Consider the following 18,559-nt stretch of genomic DNA (forward strand, 5'->3'; position numbering starts at 1 on the left):
ATTTGAGGTTGATTAAACAACAAAAAATCACGTACTTTATTAAAAGTTAAGTTATTCTAATTGATAATGAAAATCATCAATTTACCAAAATGAAAAAAATGAAAAAAACAATCCTTCTGTCGCTAATGATATTTCTATTTTCAACAACAATTAAAGCTCAACAAAATTATCAAAGCTTATGGGATAAAGTTCATAAATTTGAAATTGACAATCTTCCAAAATCTGCTTTAAAAGTTGTTAATGAAATTTATGAAAAAGCAAAGAAAAAAAATAATTCACCACAACTAATAAAAGCACTTTTTTATAAAAGCAAGTTTTCTTTAGTGTTAGAAGAAGATGCTCAATTAAAAATTGTTAATCAATTTAAAGAACATATAGCTACAGCAGATTATCCAACTAAGAACGTATTAGAAAATGTATTAGCAAACTTGTACTGGCAATTTTTTAATCAAAATAGATGGAAATTTTATAATAGGACACAAACCCAAGATAAAGTTGATAAAAATGATTTTAGAACCTGGGATTTGAAAATGTTGTTTAACGAAATACATCAATATTACAAGGCTTCCTTAACTAACAAAAGTCAATTGCAAAAAACCGATATCCAACGTTTCTATGATATTTTACGTGTCAACAAAAACCATAAAAAACACCAACCAACTTTGTTTGATTTTTTGGCACAGAACTCTTTAGACTTTTATAAAACTACGGAAACAAACATTACCAAACCTTCTTATCAGTTTAAGCTAAACGACCCCAATTTATTGAGTAACCTAAAGAATTTTATTTCAATAAAGCTAACAACCAAAGACACAACATCCTTACAATTTAATGCTTTAAAAATATATCAAGACCTACTTCAATTTCATGAAAAAAATAAAAATCTTGAAGCTTTAGTAGCTATCGATTTACAACGTTTAGCTTTTGTAAAACAACATGGCGTTTTTAAAAACAAGCAAAATTTATATATACAAGCTTTAGAAACCTCTAAAAATCGTTATAGAGCAAATGGAATTTCTGGCTTGTATTCCTACGAAATCGCTAAAGTTTATTCAAAATTAGCAAACGCATACAAACCAAATGAAACGGATGAAAATCATAGATTTAAAAACAAAAAAGCACTAGCTATTTGCAATACCATAATTACAAAGTTTCCTAAAAGCGATGGCGCAAAAAAATGTGAGGAGTTAAAGCAACAAATTCTTGATAAATCATTAACCATTATTACTGAAAAAAATATTCCAATAAATCATTTTTCAAAAGTATTAGTCACTTATAAAAATAGTAACGAATTATATTTTTCTATTTTTAAAATTACAGCTGCTCAAATTTCAAAGCTAGAAAAAATTTATAATGAAGAAAAGCGAATTAAATTTATAAAAAACCTTCAAAAAACAGCTTCTTGGTATTCTGAATTAAAAGATGAAAAAGATTACCAACAGCACACTACTGAAGTTATTGTTCCCAAACTTTCAGGAGGAAGTCATTTAATTCTTGCTTCTACTAAAAAAGAGGTGTCCAACAAAACAACAGTAGCTTTTTCTTATGTACAGGCAACGAATATTGCTTTTATAAATAATAATGAAATAACTAACAATTATCAAGTTGTTGACAGAAACACTGGAGCCCCAATCGTGAATGCTAAAGTTCACTTTACCAATACTGTTAGAAATCATTATGATAAAAAACTAGACAACCATTTTGTAACCAACAAAAACGGAGAATTTACCTTTATTCCAAACAAACAATATTACCCAAACGTAAATGTAAATATTACCTATAAAGACGAAAATGTAGATTTTGGTAAATTTTATATAAATCCAAGATATAAAAATAATAATTCAGCACCTCGAGTTCATAAACAAACATTTCTTTTTACTGACAGGAGTATATACAGACCTGGACAAACTGTGCACTTTAAAGGTATTACAATGGAAACTTTTAAAAAGAAAGCTACTGTAAAAATTAATGAAACTATAAGTATTAAACTTAAAGATGTTAACCACCAAACGATAAAAGAAATTGAATTACAGACCAACGAATTTGGATCTTTTTCGTCAAAATTTATTGTACCCAACCAAGGTTTAACCGGTCAATTTGTTATTGAAACATCTATTGGCAGCTATAAAAACTATACGTATTTTTCTGTAGAGGAATACAAGCGCCCTAAATTTGAAACAGCATTTAAACCTATCACTAGTGCTGTTAAAGTAAACGATTCTGTAACTATAACTGGATTTGCCAAGGGCTTCTCTGGAGTTAATATTTCTGACGCAAAAGTTGTATACCGCGTTCATAGAAAAGTACAATACCCTAGATGGTGGTATTGGTATAGATCTTATTTCACATCACAACCTCAAGAAATTACTCAAGGAGAAGGCATTACAGATTCATCTGGTAATTTTTCTATACAATTTAAAGCAATACCAGATGAAAGTGTTTCCAAAAAAGATTTACCCATTTTTATTTATGAAGTTTCTGCTGATGTAACTGATATTAATGGTGAAACTCGAAGTGCAAATACTGAAGTAAAAGTTGGTTACCATGCCTTAGTGGCTGATATTGAAAGCCCTGAAAAACTAGATAAAACAAAGAGCAGTCACTTACTAAAAATTAGCACTAAAAATTTAAATGACGAATTTGTAGCTAGCACAGGAACTTTAAAGATTTATAAATTAAAAGCACCTAATCGCATATTACGTAAACGCCCTTGGAAGGCTCCTGATTACCAAACAATATCTCAAAAAGAGTTTGAAAATAAGTTTCCATATGATGCTTACACAAATGAAGATAACTCTATTCATTGGGAAAAAGGAACTTTAGTTTTCAATACAAAATTCAATACTGAACATCAGAAAGAAATAGCTTTAAATAGTATACGAAATTGGAAATCTGGAAAATACGTTATTGTCTTAGATACCCAAGATAAATTTGGTCAAAAAGTTACAGCGAAAGAATTTGTTACTGTTTTCTCTAAATTAGACAAACTCCCTGCTGACACTAAATTAGTACAAGTAACAACCAATAAGGCTTCATACACCCCAGGCGATAAAGCTGAAATAACTATAAGCTCAAATTCAAGAGACATCACATTAATGCTCTTTATAGAAAAAAAACATAAAACAGAAGAAAGAAGGTATATTCATTTAACTAAAAGCCACACTAAAATATCTATCCCAGTAACCAAAGATGATATAGGAGGATTTGGTGTTAAATGGTATTTTGTTAATTATAATGCTTTTGAAAAAGGAAATTTATTAGTTAGTGTTCCTTATCCTAAAACAGATTTAGAAATAAACACAAAAACTTTTAGAGATAAGCTACAACCAGGTCAAAAACAAACATGGAGCTTCACTATTAAAGGACCTAAAAAAGATGCGGTAACTGCTGAACTTTTAGCAGGAATGTACGATGCTTCTTTAGATGCTTTTAAACCTCATGAATGGAACTTCTCTCCTATTAATAAACCAATATATTCTATACACAACAGTGCAGAAGCAACTATCAGTTTTGGTAACAATTATTTTAGAGTTCAAAACTTAAACAACAATACGAATCGTCATTATAACAATTATCAAAAAAGAAATATTCAATACAATTGGTTTGGTTTTAGTTTTATTAATGATAACTGGATTAACAGGCAGTATTTAAAAAGACTAACTTTTCAAAGAACCAAATTTGATGGAACCATATCTGGTGTAGTTCACGATGATAGCGGTTCACTACCAGGTGCAACTATACTAGTAAAAGGAACAAGCTATGGAACAGAAACAGATTTTGATGGTAATTTTACTTTAAATGTTAATAAAGGAGATGTCATTATTATTAGCTTTTTAGGCTATAAAACAATTGAAAGAAAGATTGAAAACTATAACGACTTATTTTTCACCTTACCCCCTAATGAAAGTGAACTAGATGAAATTGTTATCGCTGGTTATGCAAATTCTGCTCCAAGAAGAAAAATGACTAGAGTGGTCGGAGAAGCTCTTAGCGTTAGTGCAAATCTTGCAAAAGCTGAAAAAAGTGAGGCTTTAAATGATAGTTTCTCTCCAAAAAATTCAACTAAAAAATATAATGATAGTAATCTAGCTAAAAACACTTTAAAAGGAATTCAAATTCGTAAAAACTTACAAGAAACAGCATTTTTCTACCCGCATTTAACGACTGATAAAAACGGAAACATTTCTTTTAATTTTACGGCACCTGAAGCCTTAACTAAATGGAAACTCCAGTTGTTAGCTCACACGAAAGAATTACATGCAGCTACCAAAACCCTCGAAACTGTTACTCAAAAAGAACTAATGGTTACCCCAAATGCTCCTCGCTTTTTACGCCATGGAGATACAATAACACTAAGTTCAAAAATTTCTAATCTTACTAGTAACAACTTAACAGGAATTGCCCAACTTATCTTAACGAATCCTATAACAGGAAAAGAAATAGATTTATTAAATAATACTACAAAAAATAAATCTTTCTCTGTTGATAAAAATGGGAACACTACTGTATCTTGGAGTTTAAAAATCCCTGAAACTATTGATGCCGTTCAATACAAGGTTTTAGCAAAATCAGGGGAATTTTCTGATGGAGAGCAAAATGCTTTGCCTGTATTATCAAATAGAATGTTAGTTACCGAGACGTTACCTATGTGGGTCCGAGGTAATCAATCAAAAACATTTACACTTAATAAACTTAAAAACAACACCTCATCTACATTAAAAAATCATAAATTAACAGTAGAAGTAACCTCTAATCCTGCTTGGTATGCTGTTCAAGCGTTACCTTATTTAATGGAATACCCTCATGAGTGTAGTGAACAAACTTTTGCTCGTTATTATGCTAATACACTTGCTAGTCATATCGCAAACTCAAATCCAAGAATCCAAGAAGTTTTTAATCAATGGAAATCATCAAAAACGCTACTTAGCAATCTAGAAAAAAACCAAGAATTAAAATCATTAATAATTCAGGAAACTCCTTGGCTACGTGATGCACAATCTGAAACTGAACAAAAAAAGAGAATTGCATTATTATTTGACTTAAATAAATTGAGTAATGAAGAACAATCATCCATAAACAAGTTGAAGAATATGCAATTACCCAACGGAGGATTTCCATGGTTTAAAGGTAATATGTATCCAAACAGATATATTACACAACATATTGCCAGTAGCTTTGGTCATTTAAAAAAATTAGGCGTTACAAGTTTTAATAAAGATGTAAATACCATACTTGACAAAGCCATTAAATTTTTAGATCTTGAAATTGCTGATGAGTATAAAAAACTACTTATAGAAGCTGATAAAATTACACAAAAAAGTGGCGCTGAAAAAGCAGCAACATTTTTAGCTAAACAACATATTGGTTATTTTGAATTACAGTATTTATACATGCGTAGCTTTTATTCTGATATACCTGTTATTGATAAAGCTAGTCAAGCAATTGAATATTATAAAAATCAATCTGCCACTTACTGGAATGAATTCAATTTATATAGTAAAGGATTAATTGCTCTAATTCAACATAGAAACGGAGACAAAAAGATAGCTTCAAAAATTTTAAATTCATTAAAAGAAAACAGCATTACCTCAGAAGAACAAGGCATGTACTGGAAAGCTAATAAGCCTAGCTGGTACTGGTATCAAGCTCTTATTGAAACTCAAGCTTTATTAATTGAGGCGTTTGTTGAAATAGAAAACGATACAGAAACAGTAGATAACTTAAAAATTTGGTTATTAAAAAATAAACAAGTTAGTCAATGGAAAACAACCAAAGCAACAACTGAGGCAGTTTATGCCTTATTATTACAAGGCAGTGATTGGATTTCTGTAACCGATTTAGTAGCTCTTAAAGTTGGTGATAAAAAAATTGACCCAACCAAACTTCCATCGGTAAAAATTGAAGCTGGAACAGGGTATTTTAAAACATCTTGGAATGCTAATGAAATTACTCCTAGTATGGGAGAAGTTTCTATTAACGTAAAGGGAAAATCAATTGCTTGGGGTAGTTTGTATTGGCAATATTTTGAAGATTTAGATAAAATAACCTCAGCAAAAACACCTTTGCAATTAAAGAAAAAACTATTTAAAAAAATAAATTCTGATACTGGCAAAAAGTTAATTGAAGTTACTGAAAACTCGGAATTAAAAGTTGGAGATTTAATAACTGTACGTATAGAATTACGTTCAAATAGAAACATGGAATTTATTCATATGAAAGACATGAGAGCTAGTGGTGTTGAGCCAATAAACGTACTTTCTACATACAAATGGCAAGATGGTTTAGGCTATTATGAAAGCACAAAAGACGCTTCAACAAATTTCTTTTTTGAACGTTTACCTAAAGGTGTTCATGTATTTGAATATGATGTAAGAGTTAATAATGCTGGAAATTTCAGCAACGGAATTACAACGATACAAAATATGTACGCTCCTGAATTTAGTAGTCATTCCAAAGGAATCCGAATTAATGTAGAATAATATTTTTAACCTCTATAAAAACAAAGAAACTGCTTTTTAGCAGTTTTTTTGTTTAAAATCATTTCTATTAAAGAAAACCATTTTTTTATTTCTCATCTCATTCTCATTATAAATTATTTTATACCCAAAAAACTCATTCTCATTACTATTTTCAAAAAAGACGGCTATCAATACTTCACCTTTGTAAACAAACAGAAGACAATTACATTACAATAAATAGTTTTCAGAAATAATATTTAATGTCTAATGTCTTTATAAAAGCATATTAGTTTCAATATTTTTTATATAGTCTTTTTTAACACTAAAAACCAATTTACTATGTCAATTTACACTTTCACAAATGATTACATTTTAAAAGCAGATCCAGGAGTTAAACTAGTTTTAATAATGCAGAATGACACTGACTTTCAATTTATCATTAACAAGAAACCTGCTAAAACAGTAACAATTGATGCTTCTATGAGCGATTCACCGATAACTAAAACACTTACTGTTCAATCAAGCTCATCAGCATATGCAAATTCTTATATTGTAACAACATACAGTAAGAATGCTTTTAACAATACAACTTCTCAATGTAATCTTTGTTTTAACTTAACGAATCCAGGTGGAGATTCTTACTGGTCTATTACAGGAACACCAAGCCAAGGAGACAACCAATCTATGTTTAAAAACATCAATACAGCTGGTTATACAAATACCGTTGAAGTTCAAGTTTCAACTCAAAAAAACCCACCTATAAATCCTTCTCAAGCACCAGTCTTAGATCCTAATTTAGTTTTCCTTTTAGATAAGTCAGAAGATACACTTTTATTTAGAGGTAATGCTCCTTTAGGTGCTTATGATAAGGTTAAAAACCCTTTACAATTAATTGAATTTCCTTCTTTTATGGATGCTTTAAAAAGTGCTTATAAAAAATCTACAACAGAAGAAATGCCTTCAGAATCCTATGAACTATGTGTTATAGCTTTATTAGCAGACAACTCTGACAATATTTTAAACCCAGAATATCAGTCATTTGGCGGAGAACATAGTGCAATAACTAACCAAACAAATTGGTATCCAGCTTTAGCAGATAATCCTGCTAAAATTACTACAGTAACTCCTAATATTACTGGTAGAATTTGTCAATGGAATATTAATCCTGCTGGCTCTAAAGACGGACATTATGTTACTATGGTAAAAGAATTAGCTACTAACATAAACACCTGGTTTAAATCTAACCTAACAGATAGTTCAAGTCAAACTGATAAAGGAGCAGCTACAAAAAGAATCATCTACTTTCACTGTTCTAGTGGTCATGACAGAACAGGAATGGCTGCATCAACCTATGTAGCTTATAAAAAAATCTCCGAATCTAAATTTATAAATGGCTCAAAGTTTGAAAATGCTGATTTAGTTGAATCTTATTTAATGGGAACCACACTAAATCATATTCCTTATACAGGAGGTCATTATGCACAAACAACCTATAATTTAAATACAACTACTAAAAACCCAAATAAATCAAGATGTTTCTTAAACTCTATAGAATATGATAATACTGTTGGTTGGGTAGCTGACAAAATGGTTAAACCTAAATCTTCTTTTAATTTAAAGGGAACTGCTGCTGTTTCTGGTGACCTAAATTATCCAAACGAAAATAGTAGGGATGCTTATGTAGAAAAAAAAAATGTTTGGGAATTATAAAACAATACTCATTCGAACAAGAAACACCTCTAGACTTATAAAAATCATGAGGTGTTTTTTAGCTATCTATAGTTAATTTAAGGTAGAAATAATTTCTTAAACTTTTAATGCCTCATAAAAAAACTTAAAAACTTAGCTGTTCTTTAAAAATATAAGACTGCCTTCTAGATATTTCAATCTCTTCTCCTGAAAACATTTCTATTTTTAATTTACCATTAAACCACGATACAACCTTTTTTACATGATTAATGTTTATAATTTGTTGTCTGTTTGCTCTAAAAAAGACAGTATTAGGTAATTTTTCTTCTATTTGAATAAGTGATTTATAAATTAACGCTTTGTTATTGTCAAAAAACACTCGAGTATAGTTGCCTACTATTTCAAAAAACACAATATCCTTAATTTTCACTAACCAACATTTTTCACCATCTTTTATAAAAATTTGTTTCTCTAAATTAAATACATTCGTGTTCTTATTATCAATACTTGTATTTCTCTTTATTTGCTCGATTACTTTATGAATTGTTATAGAAAAACGTTGTTCATTTAAGGGTTTTAACAAATAATCAAAGGCATTATACTCAAAAGACTTTATAGCATACTCATCAAATGCAGTTGTAAAAATAGTTATTGGAACCTCATCTAACATTTCTAAAAGTTCAAAACCATTTTTTTCTGGCATATTAATATCTAAAAATAATACATCAGGTTTGGTATTATTTATTAACTCAAAACCTTCATCTACATTTTCAGCTTCACCTATAACCATTAATTCTTTATGTTGTTTAATTAGCTCTTTTAATTCATTTCTGGCTAAACGTGAATCTTCTACAATAACTGCACTTAATGGTATCATTATAATGGAATTTGAATAGTTGCAACTACTTTTTTTTCTTCTTGAATTAAACTAAAAGTAGCTTTTTTAGCATACAATAAATGTAATCGTTTTTTTATGTTTTTAACACCAAGTTGTGTACCCCTTCTATTATTTTGTATCGTCCCTGAATTTACAACTCTTATAAATAACAAACTGTTTTTTTCTTTTATATTTATTGATACTTCCCCCCCATCCTTTAAATTAGAAATGCCGTGTTTTATAGCATTTTCTACTAACATTTGAATGAGCATTGGCGGAATTTGAACACTTAACGTAGCCTCATCAACAACTAGCTCAAATTGTAATCTCTCTTCAAATTGTATTTTTAAAATATCAACATATTTTTCAACCATTTCAAGCTCGTCCTCTAAAGCAATTGCATGTATATCATTTTGTGTAAGAGAGTATCTTAATGTTTCAGATAAGGATGTGAGCATATTTCTAGCTTTATTTACATCCTCTAAAATTAAACCTCGTATATTATTCAAACTATTAAACATAAAATGAGGATTTATTTGTCCTTTTAACGTATTTAATTGTGATTCTTTTATGGTAGCATCTAATTCAGCATTCTTTAATTTTGTTTCCTTCACCTCATCATACAGCTCAAATGCCGTTATGCATACAAACCACATAACCCAGTTAAGCCAATTAAAAATACGAGTTGCAAACTTACCATGGTAACTCGCTTTATTCATAAAATACTCAAACAATACATCCACTATTGGCCAAAATATATAATTGAATAGCACCGATGCAATACTCATAAGTAATATTAAATACAATACTTTACCCTTTACTGCTTTATCCTTTGCAAATGTATCTACCCCTAATTGTATACCCGCTGTCAATAGGACTCCAATAAAAAACCATGCTAAACTTTCAAAAACTAGATAATAAACTAATTCTTCACTCTTACCTAAATCACTAATTTTCATAACATAATCAGGTAATAATGTTAGTAACCAAACCATATAATTAGGTAATGCCCTTATTGAAAAAAAATAATTCATATTAGTTTTATAAGTATACAAATCTATACATTTAATACTATCATTTTACTGTTTTAAAATCTATTAGATATTCTTTTAAAGGAACCCCCATCAAATTTCTAAAGCCCCTACCTATTGTTAATTGATATCTTTTACTAGGTTGTAACGTTTCTATCTCAAAAGTTAATAGCTTACCATCTTTTGAATATCCTATCATTTTTTTAAATTGTACGACGGCTTCTTTTCCTAGAGGCCCGTAATCAAAATTCATAAACTTTTGATGCATTGGCTCAGAAAACTCGATTGTTAACTTATTTAAAGAAGCGCTTACACCTTTATTTTTATTTTTAATTTGTTTTACCGCTACAACGTAAGGTCTTTTATTCTGAAACTTTTGATACAGACTATCTATCGTCTCTGAAAAATACCCAGTACTATTTACAAAATTTTTAATTTCTACTTCATTGGTATAATCTAACTCGATTAGTTTTTTAATAGCATTACTTTTATTCTTTGATTGCTGATAATACCTTTCACTTAACTCATATCCTATATGATAACCTAAATCACGAACGTCAAAATCATTCGGTGCATCACTCCATAACCATTCATGAGTATTATTACCATAAAACATAACTTCTTCAAACTTCTGTCTAACTTTTTCATTAAATTTACCATAAGCTACTGCTGGTGTTACTGAAGGGACTCCCATGGCCTTTACAGAAACAAATTCAGCCACTCCCTCTCTTATTACTTTTGATAATAAATTATTTACTGGCATGTTTTGTTGAGTATGCACATATTCATGAACATTTAAAAGAACCAAATTATCTATTGGGTTAGAATCAAAAAATATTCTCCTGTTTTTGTTCATCCTTCCTAAAAACTCTGAAGAAACGGTATTCTTATCTGCCATTGCAAGTTCACTCCCTATGAGCACTAAACTATCTAAAGTTGTTCCATTCGACATTAATCCACTTATTGTAAAATACAACTTTGCTGGTTTTAGATTTGTATAAGTTTTTCGTAATTTTTCTATCCCTTCCTCTAATTTTACACTAAACTCATTGATTCTTAAAGTATTTTCTCTTATTGACTCCCAAAATTTAGGGTATTTATTTATTACTTTCAAATAATCATGTGGATTTGTATTTTTTGCTTTCATCATAGCATTTAAGCCCACAGTTCCTTTATCAAAAAATAACTCTTTCAAGTATTTCATTTGCTGAATACTATCGGTAGTATTTTGAATTTGATCATATGCCTCCCAAAAATTAGTAATGTCACTGGTTATAACATTTATAGTTTTAGGTTTTTCAAAGGAGCACCCAACTAGCCCTAGCGCAATAATTAAAAAAAATAACGTTTTATTCATAATCATATTTATTTGTTTTTTGTAACACCTCAAAATTAATTTGAAGCATGTAAACAAAAAACACAATTATGATGAGTGGTAAAATGAAGTTATTAAACGGAATTATGAACATATAAAATACAGTATCTTTTTAAAATTTAATAGCTCTTTAAAAGAAAAAAATATTGGCTATGAATAAAAAAAGAATTTTATTTGGTACATAATTTGTCAAGTAACAAACAAAACAATTAAGATTTTTATTATGAGAAAATTATTTTTATTTATTGGTTTTGTAGCAATTGCTACCTTAACTGCTAATGCACAACAAATCTCTGAAAATGCTATTGGTATTCGCTTTGGAGATAACAACGGATTTGGTGGTGAGCTATCATACCAGCGTAAATTAAGTAATACAAATCGTTTGGAAGTTAATTTAGGTATTAGAGGAAACTCAAGCTATAGTGCTTTTAAAGCAACTGGTTTATATGAATGGGTATGGCAATTAGAAGATCGTTTTAATTGGTATGCTGGTGTAGGTGGTGGTTTTGGTAGTTGGAAAACAAAAACACAAACTATTAATGGGATAACAATTAATAGCAGCAGTTCTAGTACTTCTTTATTTGGTGCTGGAGTTATTGGTATTGAATATAACTTTGATATTCCTTTAGTAGTTTCTTTAGATTACAGGCCTGAGTTTGGTTTTAGTGATGCTTATAATGGTTTCAATTCTGATTTTGGACTAAGTGTTCGTTATCAGTTTTAATATACACTTAAAAACAAAAAAGAGGCTATCTTAATCGACAGCCTCTTTTTTTATTTCGTTGTTAATTCAACTATATTTTTTCCTCCATTGGTAACAGTACCATCATTATATTCAGCATAAGGCCTAACATAATAGGTTGTTTTAGCCGTTAACCCTTTAATTACTATAGTAGCATATTTAGTTACTCTAATATTACCATTAATATCATTTGCTAACGCTTTTTTACTATTTGAAAAATCTTTGTTTACGCTATACTCAAATCCGATTTCTTTAGGAGACTCTTTTTCTAATTCGATTACATCTAATTGAGGTCTTGCCTCAGTTGATGAAATCAAGTTAGGTTTTACCAACATTTCCATGCTTAGCTTTCTTGTTTTCCTTACATCAATGTTTGTATTAAACACAATTTCTTTACCATAAAAGTAACTTCCATCTTTTAATCTAAAGTACCCTCTTACATAATAAACCTTTCCTTTCTCAATATTTCTAAAAACACCAAATACATTTTCTTGAATACGGACCAGCAGCTGTAATTGTATTATTTAAATTTACTAAGGGATTTGAACTTTCTCCATACACAAAACCTCTTTCTTCTCCTTCTCCTTCAGGATCTCTAAAACCTCCATTAACTGTCACATTAACAGTACCATCTCTATTCACAAAAAAATCTGTTGCTTTCTTAGTTACAAAACTTTTCTTAGTAAATTGACTTACATTTAAGTTATCTTCTTTTGAACAACTTACTACCATTAATGTCATCATACAAAATAACAATCCCTTTATTAAATTTCTCATTTTTTTATCTATTTTTATTTATGCAGAGATTAAACAGACAAGGGTAGAAACCCCCTAAAAAAAAAATGTTAAATTGTGTTAAAAATAAAAACAAAGAGTAGTACCCTTTAAAATTTATAAAAAACGTAGCTATTAAAATAACTCTTTTTACCCCTTACCAAAAGCAATTATATTTATTAAATTTAAAACACATAAAGTTATAAGTTTAGGCTATATACTTAACAAAAATAAAGTGCTTTGGATCCCCGTGAAGTTACCTTAGTGTCGCTTTCATATTTACAAAAAATTCCTACTAATAGGAACTATCATCCAATAAACGAGAACTTGATTTTCGTTATGAATAGTTTTAAAACATTGAAAACCCATATGAAAAGTACATCTTACTAATAATAATTATTATTTCATTAAAAGATATGGCGAAACAAACTGAAATAACAGAATCAGAAAACAAAAAAAGAAAGTTTTTAAAACAGATAAACAATATGTCTGATTAAATTAAAAGTATTGTAGTGAAAATAAATACTCTAAAGTCAGTATAAATTTAAAAAATGATTAAAGATTCTTACCTAAAAGCAAGTCTCTTAAGTGAAAAAACACCCGCTTAACTGAAGACAAAGAAGTAGTTATAATAGATTATAAAGATGGATATTTTGCTGTTTGTGCAAACACTATTTGTTGGTATATGAGAGATTAATATAGTAAAAAAACACCAAAATAAAAGAGTTCATTAATACCAAAGAAAGAGAGGAAAATAATTGAGACGTCTGAAAAGAGGACAAAATCTTAAAAATAAAAAAGCTGAATATGCAAAGTTAGAAAAGAATTACATTAAAAAATAAGGACAGAAAACTTATAATAAACTCAAACAAATATATTATTGGATTTGAATGAATAAAGAGATGGCAATAATATCTTTAGATAGCCAGAACGATATAAAAAGAGCTGTTGGATCTTGGAGAACACACAAAGAATGAATTTATGATAATTTATACTTTGAAAATGGAAAATTAACATCGTATCAAAACTAAAAAACAACTAATTACTTACCAAAACACTTTTATAATTATCATCATAAGGGACGCCACTTTTACTCAATCCATTTTCTAAATTCGCTTGTAGCAGATGCACTTGTAATTAAATACTGCTTGTAGTTTTTAATTGAAATCGCCAACCTGTCTCCAAAGTAAGGCTCAATTTTTTCGATGAAATTAATATTTACAATTTCACCACGATTAATTTGAAAAAACTCTTTAGGATTTAACTCTTTTATTAAGTCAGATAACTTATGGCGAAATTCATGTTCATTTCCGTTTTCATCGATCGCCATGCACTTTCCTGAATTAGATAAAATTGCTCCCATCTTTTTTGTGCTTAAAATTTTTATTTCTGTTTTGGTTTTGATGATAATTCGTTCTTTATAATCGTTGTTTAATCCGTGAATGGTTTCAGATATCTTCTCCCAATCCACCACTTTGTTTTGTAGAGTTTCAAACTTTTTCATTGCTTTACAAAACTTATTATAACTGATTGGTTTTAGTAAATAAGCTATTCCATTTACATCAAAAGCATCTTGGTAAAAAGTATTGTAGGCAGTTGTAAAAACAATTGGAGACTTTATAATATTGGTTTTCAATAGTGAAAACACATTTCCGTCTAACAATTCAATGTCAGAAAATACCAAATCAACTTGTTCATTAGTTTGATACCATTTTTCAATTTCTTCCTTGCTTTGTAACGAAGCTACAATTTCAATTTTGCTGTTGTATCGAAGAACATGATCGGTTATAATTTCAATATTAATTACTTCGTCTTCTATAATGAGTACTTTCATATCTCTGTAATTAAAGGGATTTCAACAATAAATTCAGTTTCAGTTTCTGTAAAAACAACCTCTTTATTAAAATTGAGTTCATATTGACGTTTTAAATAATCGTTTCCAGTTCCTGTTCCAAACGTAAAATCTACTTTGTTTAGTTTGTTTTTTATTACAATAGTATCCTTTTTACGTAAAAGCAAAATCAACAGTGAGTTTTCTTCACTTCCTTTATTATGTTTTATTGCATTTTCTATACATAATTGTAAGGAGCAAGGAATGATAAAACCTTCTGTGTTGTTGAAATCACTTTCAATTTGATAAGCATTTCCGAAACGCTTTTTCATTAAGTTCATATAGTTTTTCAAAAATGAAAGTTCATCTTTCAACTCAACTAATTGCTTTTTTCCGTGTTTTAAATAGTAGCGATATACATCGGAAAAATCGTCAATAAAACTTTCGATTTGTTCTGGTTGTTTTCTTGCCAATCCTGATAAAACACTCAAATTATTAAATAAAAAATGAGGTTCTAAATTCTTTTGTAGCATTTGAGATTTTAAAATAGCTTTTTCTTTTTCAGTGTGTTCTAATTCTAGTGCCGTTTTTTGAGATTGCCTAAAATATAAAAAAGCAGAAGTAAGCGCAAAGACATCAACAAGTATAAAAGCTACTGACAGCGTATTTATAAACCTCCTCATAACATCATACTCTTGACTGCTAAATGCTGCCAAAAGCATATAATCGACAATCAAACCTATGCTATTGAAAATAACAAAAGACAAAACATAGACCTTTATAAATTTTAGAATCGTATTTGAAGTATCTATTTTATTAATCAAATTCCAAGAAATCAGAACAGATATTACCGAAACTAAAGAAAATAACAAAACAGAAAAGTGATCAAAATAATCGTAAAAATCAATATCTCCTTCCGTACGTAACTTATATAAAACAAATATTTTAAGGCTATTACCCATTAACAATAGAGCAATTACTATGAAAACTTGTTTAAGATTTATCTTTTGATTGAAAAACTTCACTTCCTTATAATTTTTTGGGTTACAAAATACATTTTTAGTTTAAAATAATACTGTTTAAAATGCTAAGTTCTTTGAACAGCTTTATAGTAGATTAGTTATTTTTTTGCTCTGATTTGCTCTTCTTCGTTTCCAGAATTACGTTGGTTAACTTTAATTTTTTTGTTTCCAAAACTATAGTTTAAACTAATTTTTACACTTCGAGTGTCGAAATAATTATAGTAATTTTGGTTTATTCCGTTAGTTTTTGTGTTTACTTCTGTTGCTTTTCGCTTTAATATATCGTTAACAGCTACTGTACAATTTAACTTTTTATCTAATAACGAAAATTTTAACCCTAAATCTAGACTAACCATTTCTGATATTGAAAAATACATCAATTTTTGTGGAGAAGCATAAATAAGTGTAGTTTCTGCTTGTATTGTTTTTTCTTCATTTAAATGAAATGTATTTCTGTTATAAAGTTGAAAGTTCCATTTGCTTAATAATTCAGCATTTAAATTAAATCCGCTTTTGTAACGTGTGTCCATTTTTGACAGAGTTGCTTGCGTTGTTGTATTCCACCATGTTGTTGGATTGTATAAGAAAGTTTCAGTTAATCCGTAATTATAAGCAGTATAAAAATTATCAAATGTTATTACTATTCTTTGTTGCGCATCATCTTCTGCTTTGATAATATTGAAATACCCATTATCAACATAACTAGCAAATACCTTAGTAATGAGTTTTCCTTTATAAATATGCTTTAGTTCTAAATTATCAGATATTTGTGGTTTTAAAAACGGATTTCCTTCTTGATATGAAATTGGATTAATATAAAAACGAAACGGATTTAAAACCTCAAAACTAGGTCGTTGAATTCTTCTGCTATAACTCAAATTAAACATATTTTTCTTACTTGGAGTATACCCTAAAAAAATAGATGGAAAAAATTTGTTATATGAATTGATGTTGGTTTGGCTATTTGTTTTTGAAACTCCTTTTGTTTGTGTGTTTTCAAAACGAAGTCCGATTTTAGTTTGCCATTTTTCACCTAATGGCTTAGACATATCTGCATATACTGCATTAATATTCTCAGAATACGTAAACTCATTACTTTGTGTTGGATCAAAAATTGGGGTGCCTGTAGAAGTATTGTAAAACGCTACATCGCTGTCTGTTTTTGTAATGGTAGTTTTGACACCGTATGAAAAATTAGCCCATTTGCTAGGGTGTTCTATATCTAGCCTTCCACTGTAATTTTTCAAATTTTGATGAGTGCTATTTTTTGCTTCAAAATAGTTTTGGTTTGTAATAAATTGTTCACTACTAAAGCTTCGGTTAAAATAATTGTTGAAATTAAAGTAATCAATGTCAATAGATAGTTTTCTACCAAGCGTATCTAATTTTTGAATGTAATGGGCATTTATTGAGTGATTTTTATTTGTTGTCTCAGCGTATCCTTTATTAACAGTGAATGTTCCATTATTATCATTTGTAAATGTAATTCCATCATCAATTATCCCTTTATTTTCAAATGAACCAGCGTATGAAATTCCAACAGTAGCTTTATTTGTTAAATTGTAGTCTACTCCTAGCCTACCTGAAGTTATATTTTCCTTATTTTTCATATCTAGATTTGTAACGGTTGAAGCCGAAGGATAATTAATATTAAATTCATTAAACTGTGCAGTATGCCCCTTAGTTTTATTCAATGAAGCAATTACACTTATTTTGCTTTTACTATAGTTAAATGTATTTCCAAAATTAAAGAGCGGATAAGTTGCTTGCGTATAAGAAGTTCTTAATTGATTATTCCAGCTATTTTCTTTTGATTTTTTTAATACAATATTAATAAGTCCACTATTGCCTTCAGCATCATATTTTGATGGAGGTGTTGTAATAACTTCAATATTTTTAATATCATCGGATGCAATTGTATTTAAATAAGCGTTTAATTCACTTCCTGATAATTGAACAATTCTATCATTAACCATTACTCTAACACTTCCTTTCCCTACAATGGCTATATTATCAGTATCTACATTCACACTTGGTGTAGCTTTTAGAGCCTCAATAGCAGTTCCACCTTTACCTGCAACTGTGTTTTCTAGGTTAAAAACTAATCTATCAACTTTTTGTTCAATGAGTTTTTTACGAGCATTAATTACTACTTCTTGTAATTCTTGCCCATCCTCCTCTAAAACGATGGTTCCGATAATAAGTTGAATAGGATCTATTTTTTTAGTGACAAACCCAACAAAACTAATTTCTAAATACACGTTTTCCTTCTTTGTCTTTATAGAAAAATCGCCGTTTTCACTAGAAATCACACCCGTAATTAATGAATTATCAGCTTTGTCTTTTGCTACAATATTAGCAAATGAAATAGGTTGATTTTGTTTATCAATAATTTTCCCTGTAAAAGTCTGTCCAAAACTAATTGAACAAACAAAAGTAATTAAAAGTGTTGCTATGGATTTCATAATAATAGTATTTCAAGATTAATAATACTTCAAAAGTATTTTGAATACGTAATTTTTGAAATAGCTATGCAATGAATTAAGGAAAAAATGAAACGAATTAAGGGAACTGAAAAAATGAACTATTTTATAAGCAGATAAAAAAGCACTAAAAGCTAACTTACTACTCACATAATTCATTACTAATACAAACATTCATTAGTTACAAATTAGGTTGAATTACTTGCTTGCTATTGATTATTTCTATTGGAATTTAATATTATATTAATTGGCATAACGACCATACTTCTTAAACACA

The 18,559-nt window shown here is 29.0% G+C and carries 11 protein-coding genes; 3 read left to right on the top strand and 8 right to left on the bottom strand.

The features are described from left to right. Nucleotides 1-98 precede the first annotated feature (98 nt). Together ACMFBB_RS07465 and ACMFBB_RS07470 are read left to right on the top strand one after the other, a co-directional pair. A complete protein-coding gene (locus ACMFBB_RS07465) occupies nt 99-6,479 on the top strand; it encodes an alpha-2-macroglobulin family protein (RefSeq protein WP_435263790.1) in 6,381 nt (2,126 codons plus the stop codon). A gap of 318 nt (nt 6,480-6,797) precedes the next feature. Further along, nucleotides 6,798-8,168: a hypothetical protein gene (locus ACMFBB_RS07470; protein WP_435263791.1), complete on the top strand. Its 1,371-nt coding sequence runs from the start codon at nt 6,798-6,800 to the stop codon at nt 8,166-8,168. 124 nt (nt 8,169-8,292) lie between these two features. On the opposite strand, the gene ACMFBB_RS07475 is transcribed toward ACMFBB_RS07470, so the two are convergent. From ACMFBB_RS07475 to ACMFBB_RS07485, 3 genes are read right to left on the bottom strand one after another with little or no spacing between them, the layout of a single operon-like run. Then, a complete protein-coding gene (locus tag ACMFBB_RS07475) occupies nt 8,293-9,024 on the bottom strand; it encodes a LytR/AlgR family response regulator transcription factor (RefSeq protein ID WP_435263792.1) in 732 nt (243 codons plus the stop codon). Further along, nucleotides 9,024-10,058, bottom strand: coding sequence for a sensor histidine kinase (locus ACMFBB_RS07480; protein WP_435263793.1), 1,035 nt, complete (start codon nt 10,056-10,058; stop codon nt 9,024-9,026). The genes ACMFBB_RS07475 and ACMFBB_RS07480 overlap by 1 nt, the downstream gene beginning before the upstream one ends. A gap of 40 nt (nt 10,059-10,098) precedes the next feature. After that, nucleotides 10,099-11,412, bottom strand: a complete 1,314-nt coding sequence (locus ACMFBB_RS07485) for an Ig-like domain-containing protein (protein ID WP_435263794.1) — start codon at nt 11,410-11,412, stop codon at nt 10,099-10,101. A gap of 241 nt (nt 11,413-11,653) precedes the next feature. On the opposite strand from ACMFBB_RS07485, the gene ACMFBB_RS07490 reads away from it, so the two are divergent. Then, nucleotides 11,654-12,154 (top strand): hypothetical protein, encoded by a 501-nt coding sequence (locus ACMFBB_RS07490; protein ID WP_435263795.1) that lies wholly within the window; start codon nt 11,654-11,656, stop codon nt 12,152-12,154. Between the two features lie 50 nt (nt 12,155-12,204). On the opposite strand, the gene ACMFBB_RS07495 is transcribed toward ACMFBB_RS07490, so the two are convergent. From ACMFBB_RS07495 to ACMFBB_RS07515, 5 genes are all read right to left on the bottom strand, one after another. Next, the gene (locus tag ACMFBB_RS07495; protein WP_435263796.1) at nt 12,205-12,513 is read right to left on the bottom strand and encodes a hypothetical protein; all 309 of its coding nucleotides are present in this window, start codon (nt 12,511-12,513) and stop codon (nt 12,205-12,207) included. Nucleotides 12,514-12,640: 127 nt separating this feature from the next. After that, on the bottom strand, nt 12,641-12,949 hold the full coding sequence (locus tag ACMFBB_RS07500) for a hypothetical protein (RefSeq protein WP_435263797.1): 309 nt from the start codon (nt 12,947-12,949) through the stop codon (nt 12,641-12,643). Nucleotides 12,950-14,036: 1,087 nt separating this feature from the next. Further along, nucleotides 14,037-14,780, bottom strand: coding sequence for a LytR/AlgR family response regulator transcription factor (locus tag ACMFBB_RS07505; protein WP_435263798.1), 744 nt, complete (start codon nt 14,778-14,780; stop codon nt 14,037-14,039). After that, nucleotides 14,777-15,802: a sensor histidine kinase gene (locus ACMFBB_RS07510; protein WP_435263799.1), complete on the bottom strand. Its 1,026-nt coding sequence runs from the start codon at nt 15,800-15,802 to the stop codon at nt 14,777-14,779. Before ACMFBB_RS07510 ends, ACMFBB_RS07505 begins: the two co-directional genes overlap by 4 nt. Before the next feature lie 95 nt (nt 15,803-15,897). Further along, on the bottom strand, nt 15,898-18,264 hold the full coding sequence (locus ACMFBB_RS07515; protein WP_435263800.1) for a TonB-dependent receptor domain-containing protein: 2,367 nt from the start codon (nt 18,262-18,264) through the stop codon (nt 15,898-15,900). Nucleotides 18,265-18,559: the final 295 nt, after the last annotated feature.

Source organism: Tenacibaculum sp. nBUS_03 (assembly GCF_051201695.1).
Classification (GTDB): Bacteria; Bacteroidota; Bacteroidia; order Flavobacteriales; family Flavobacteriaceae; genus Polaribacter.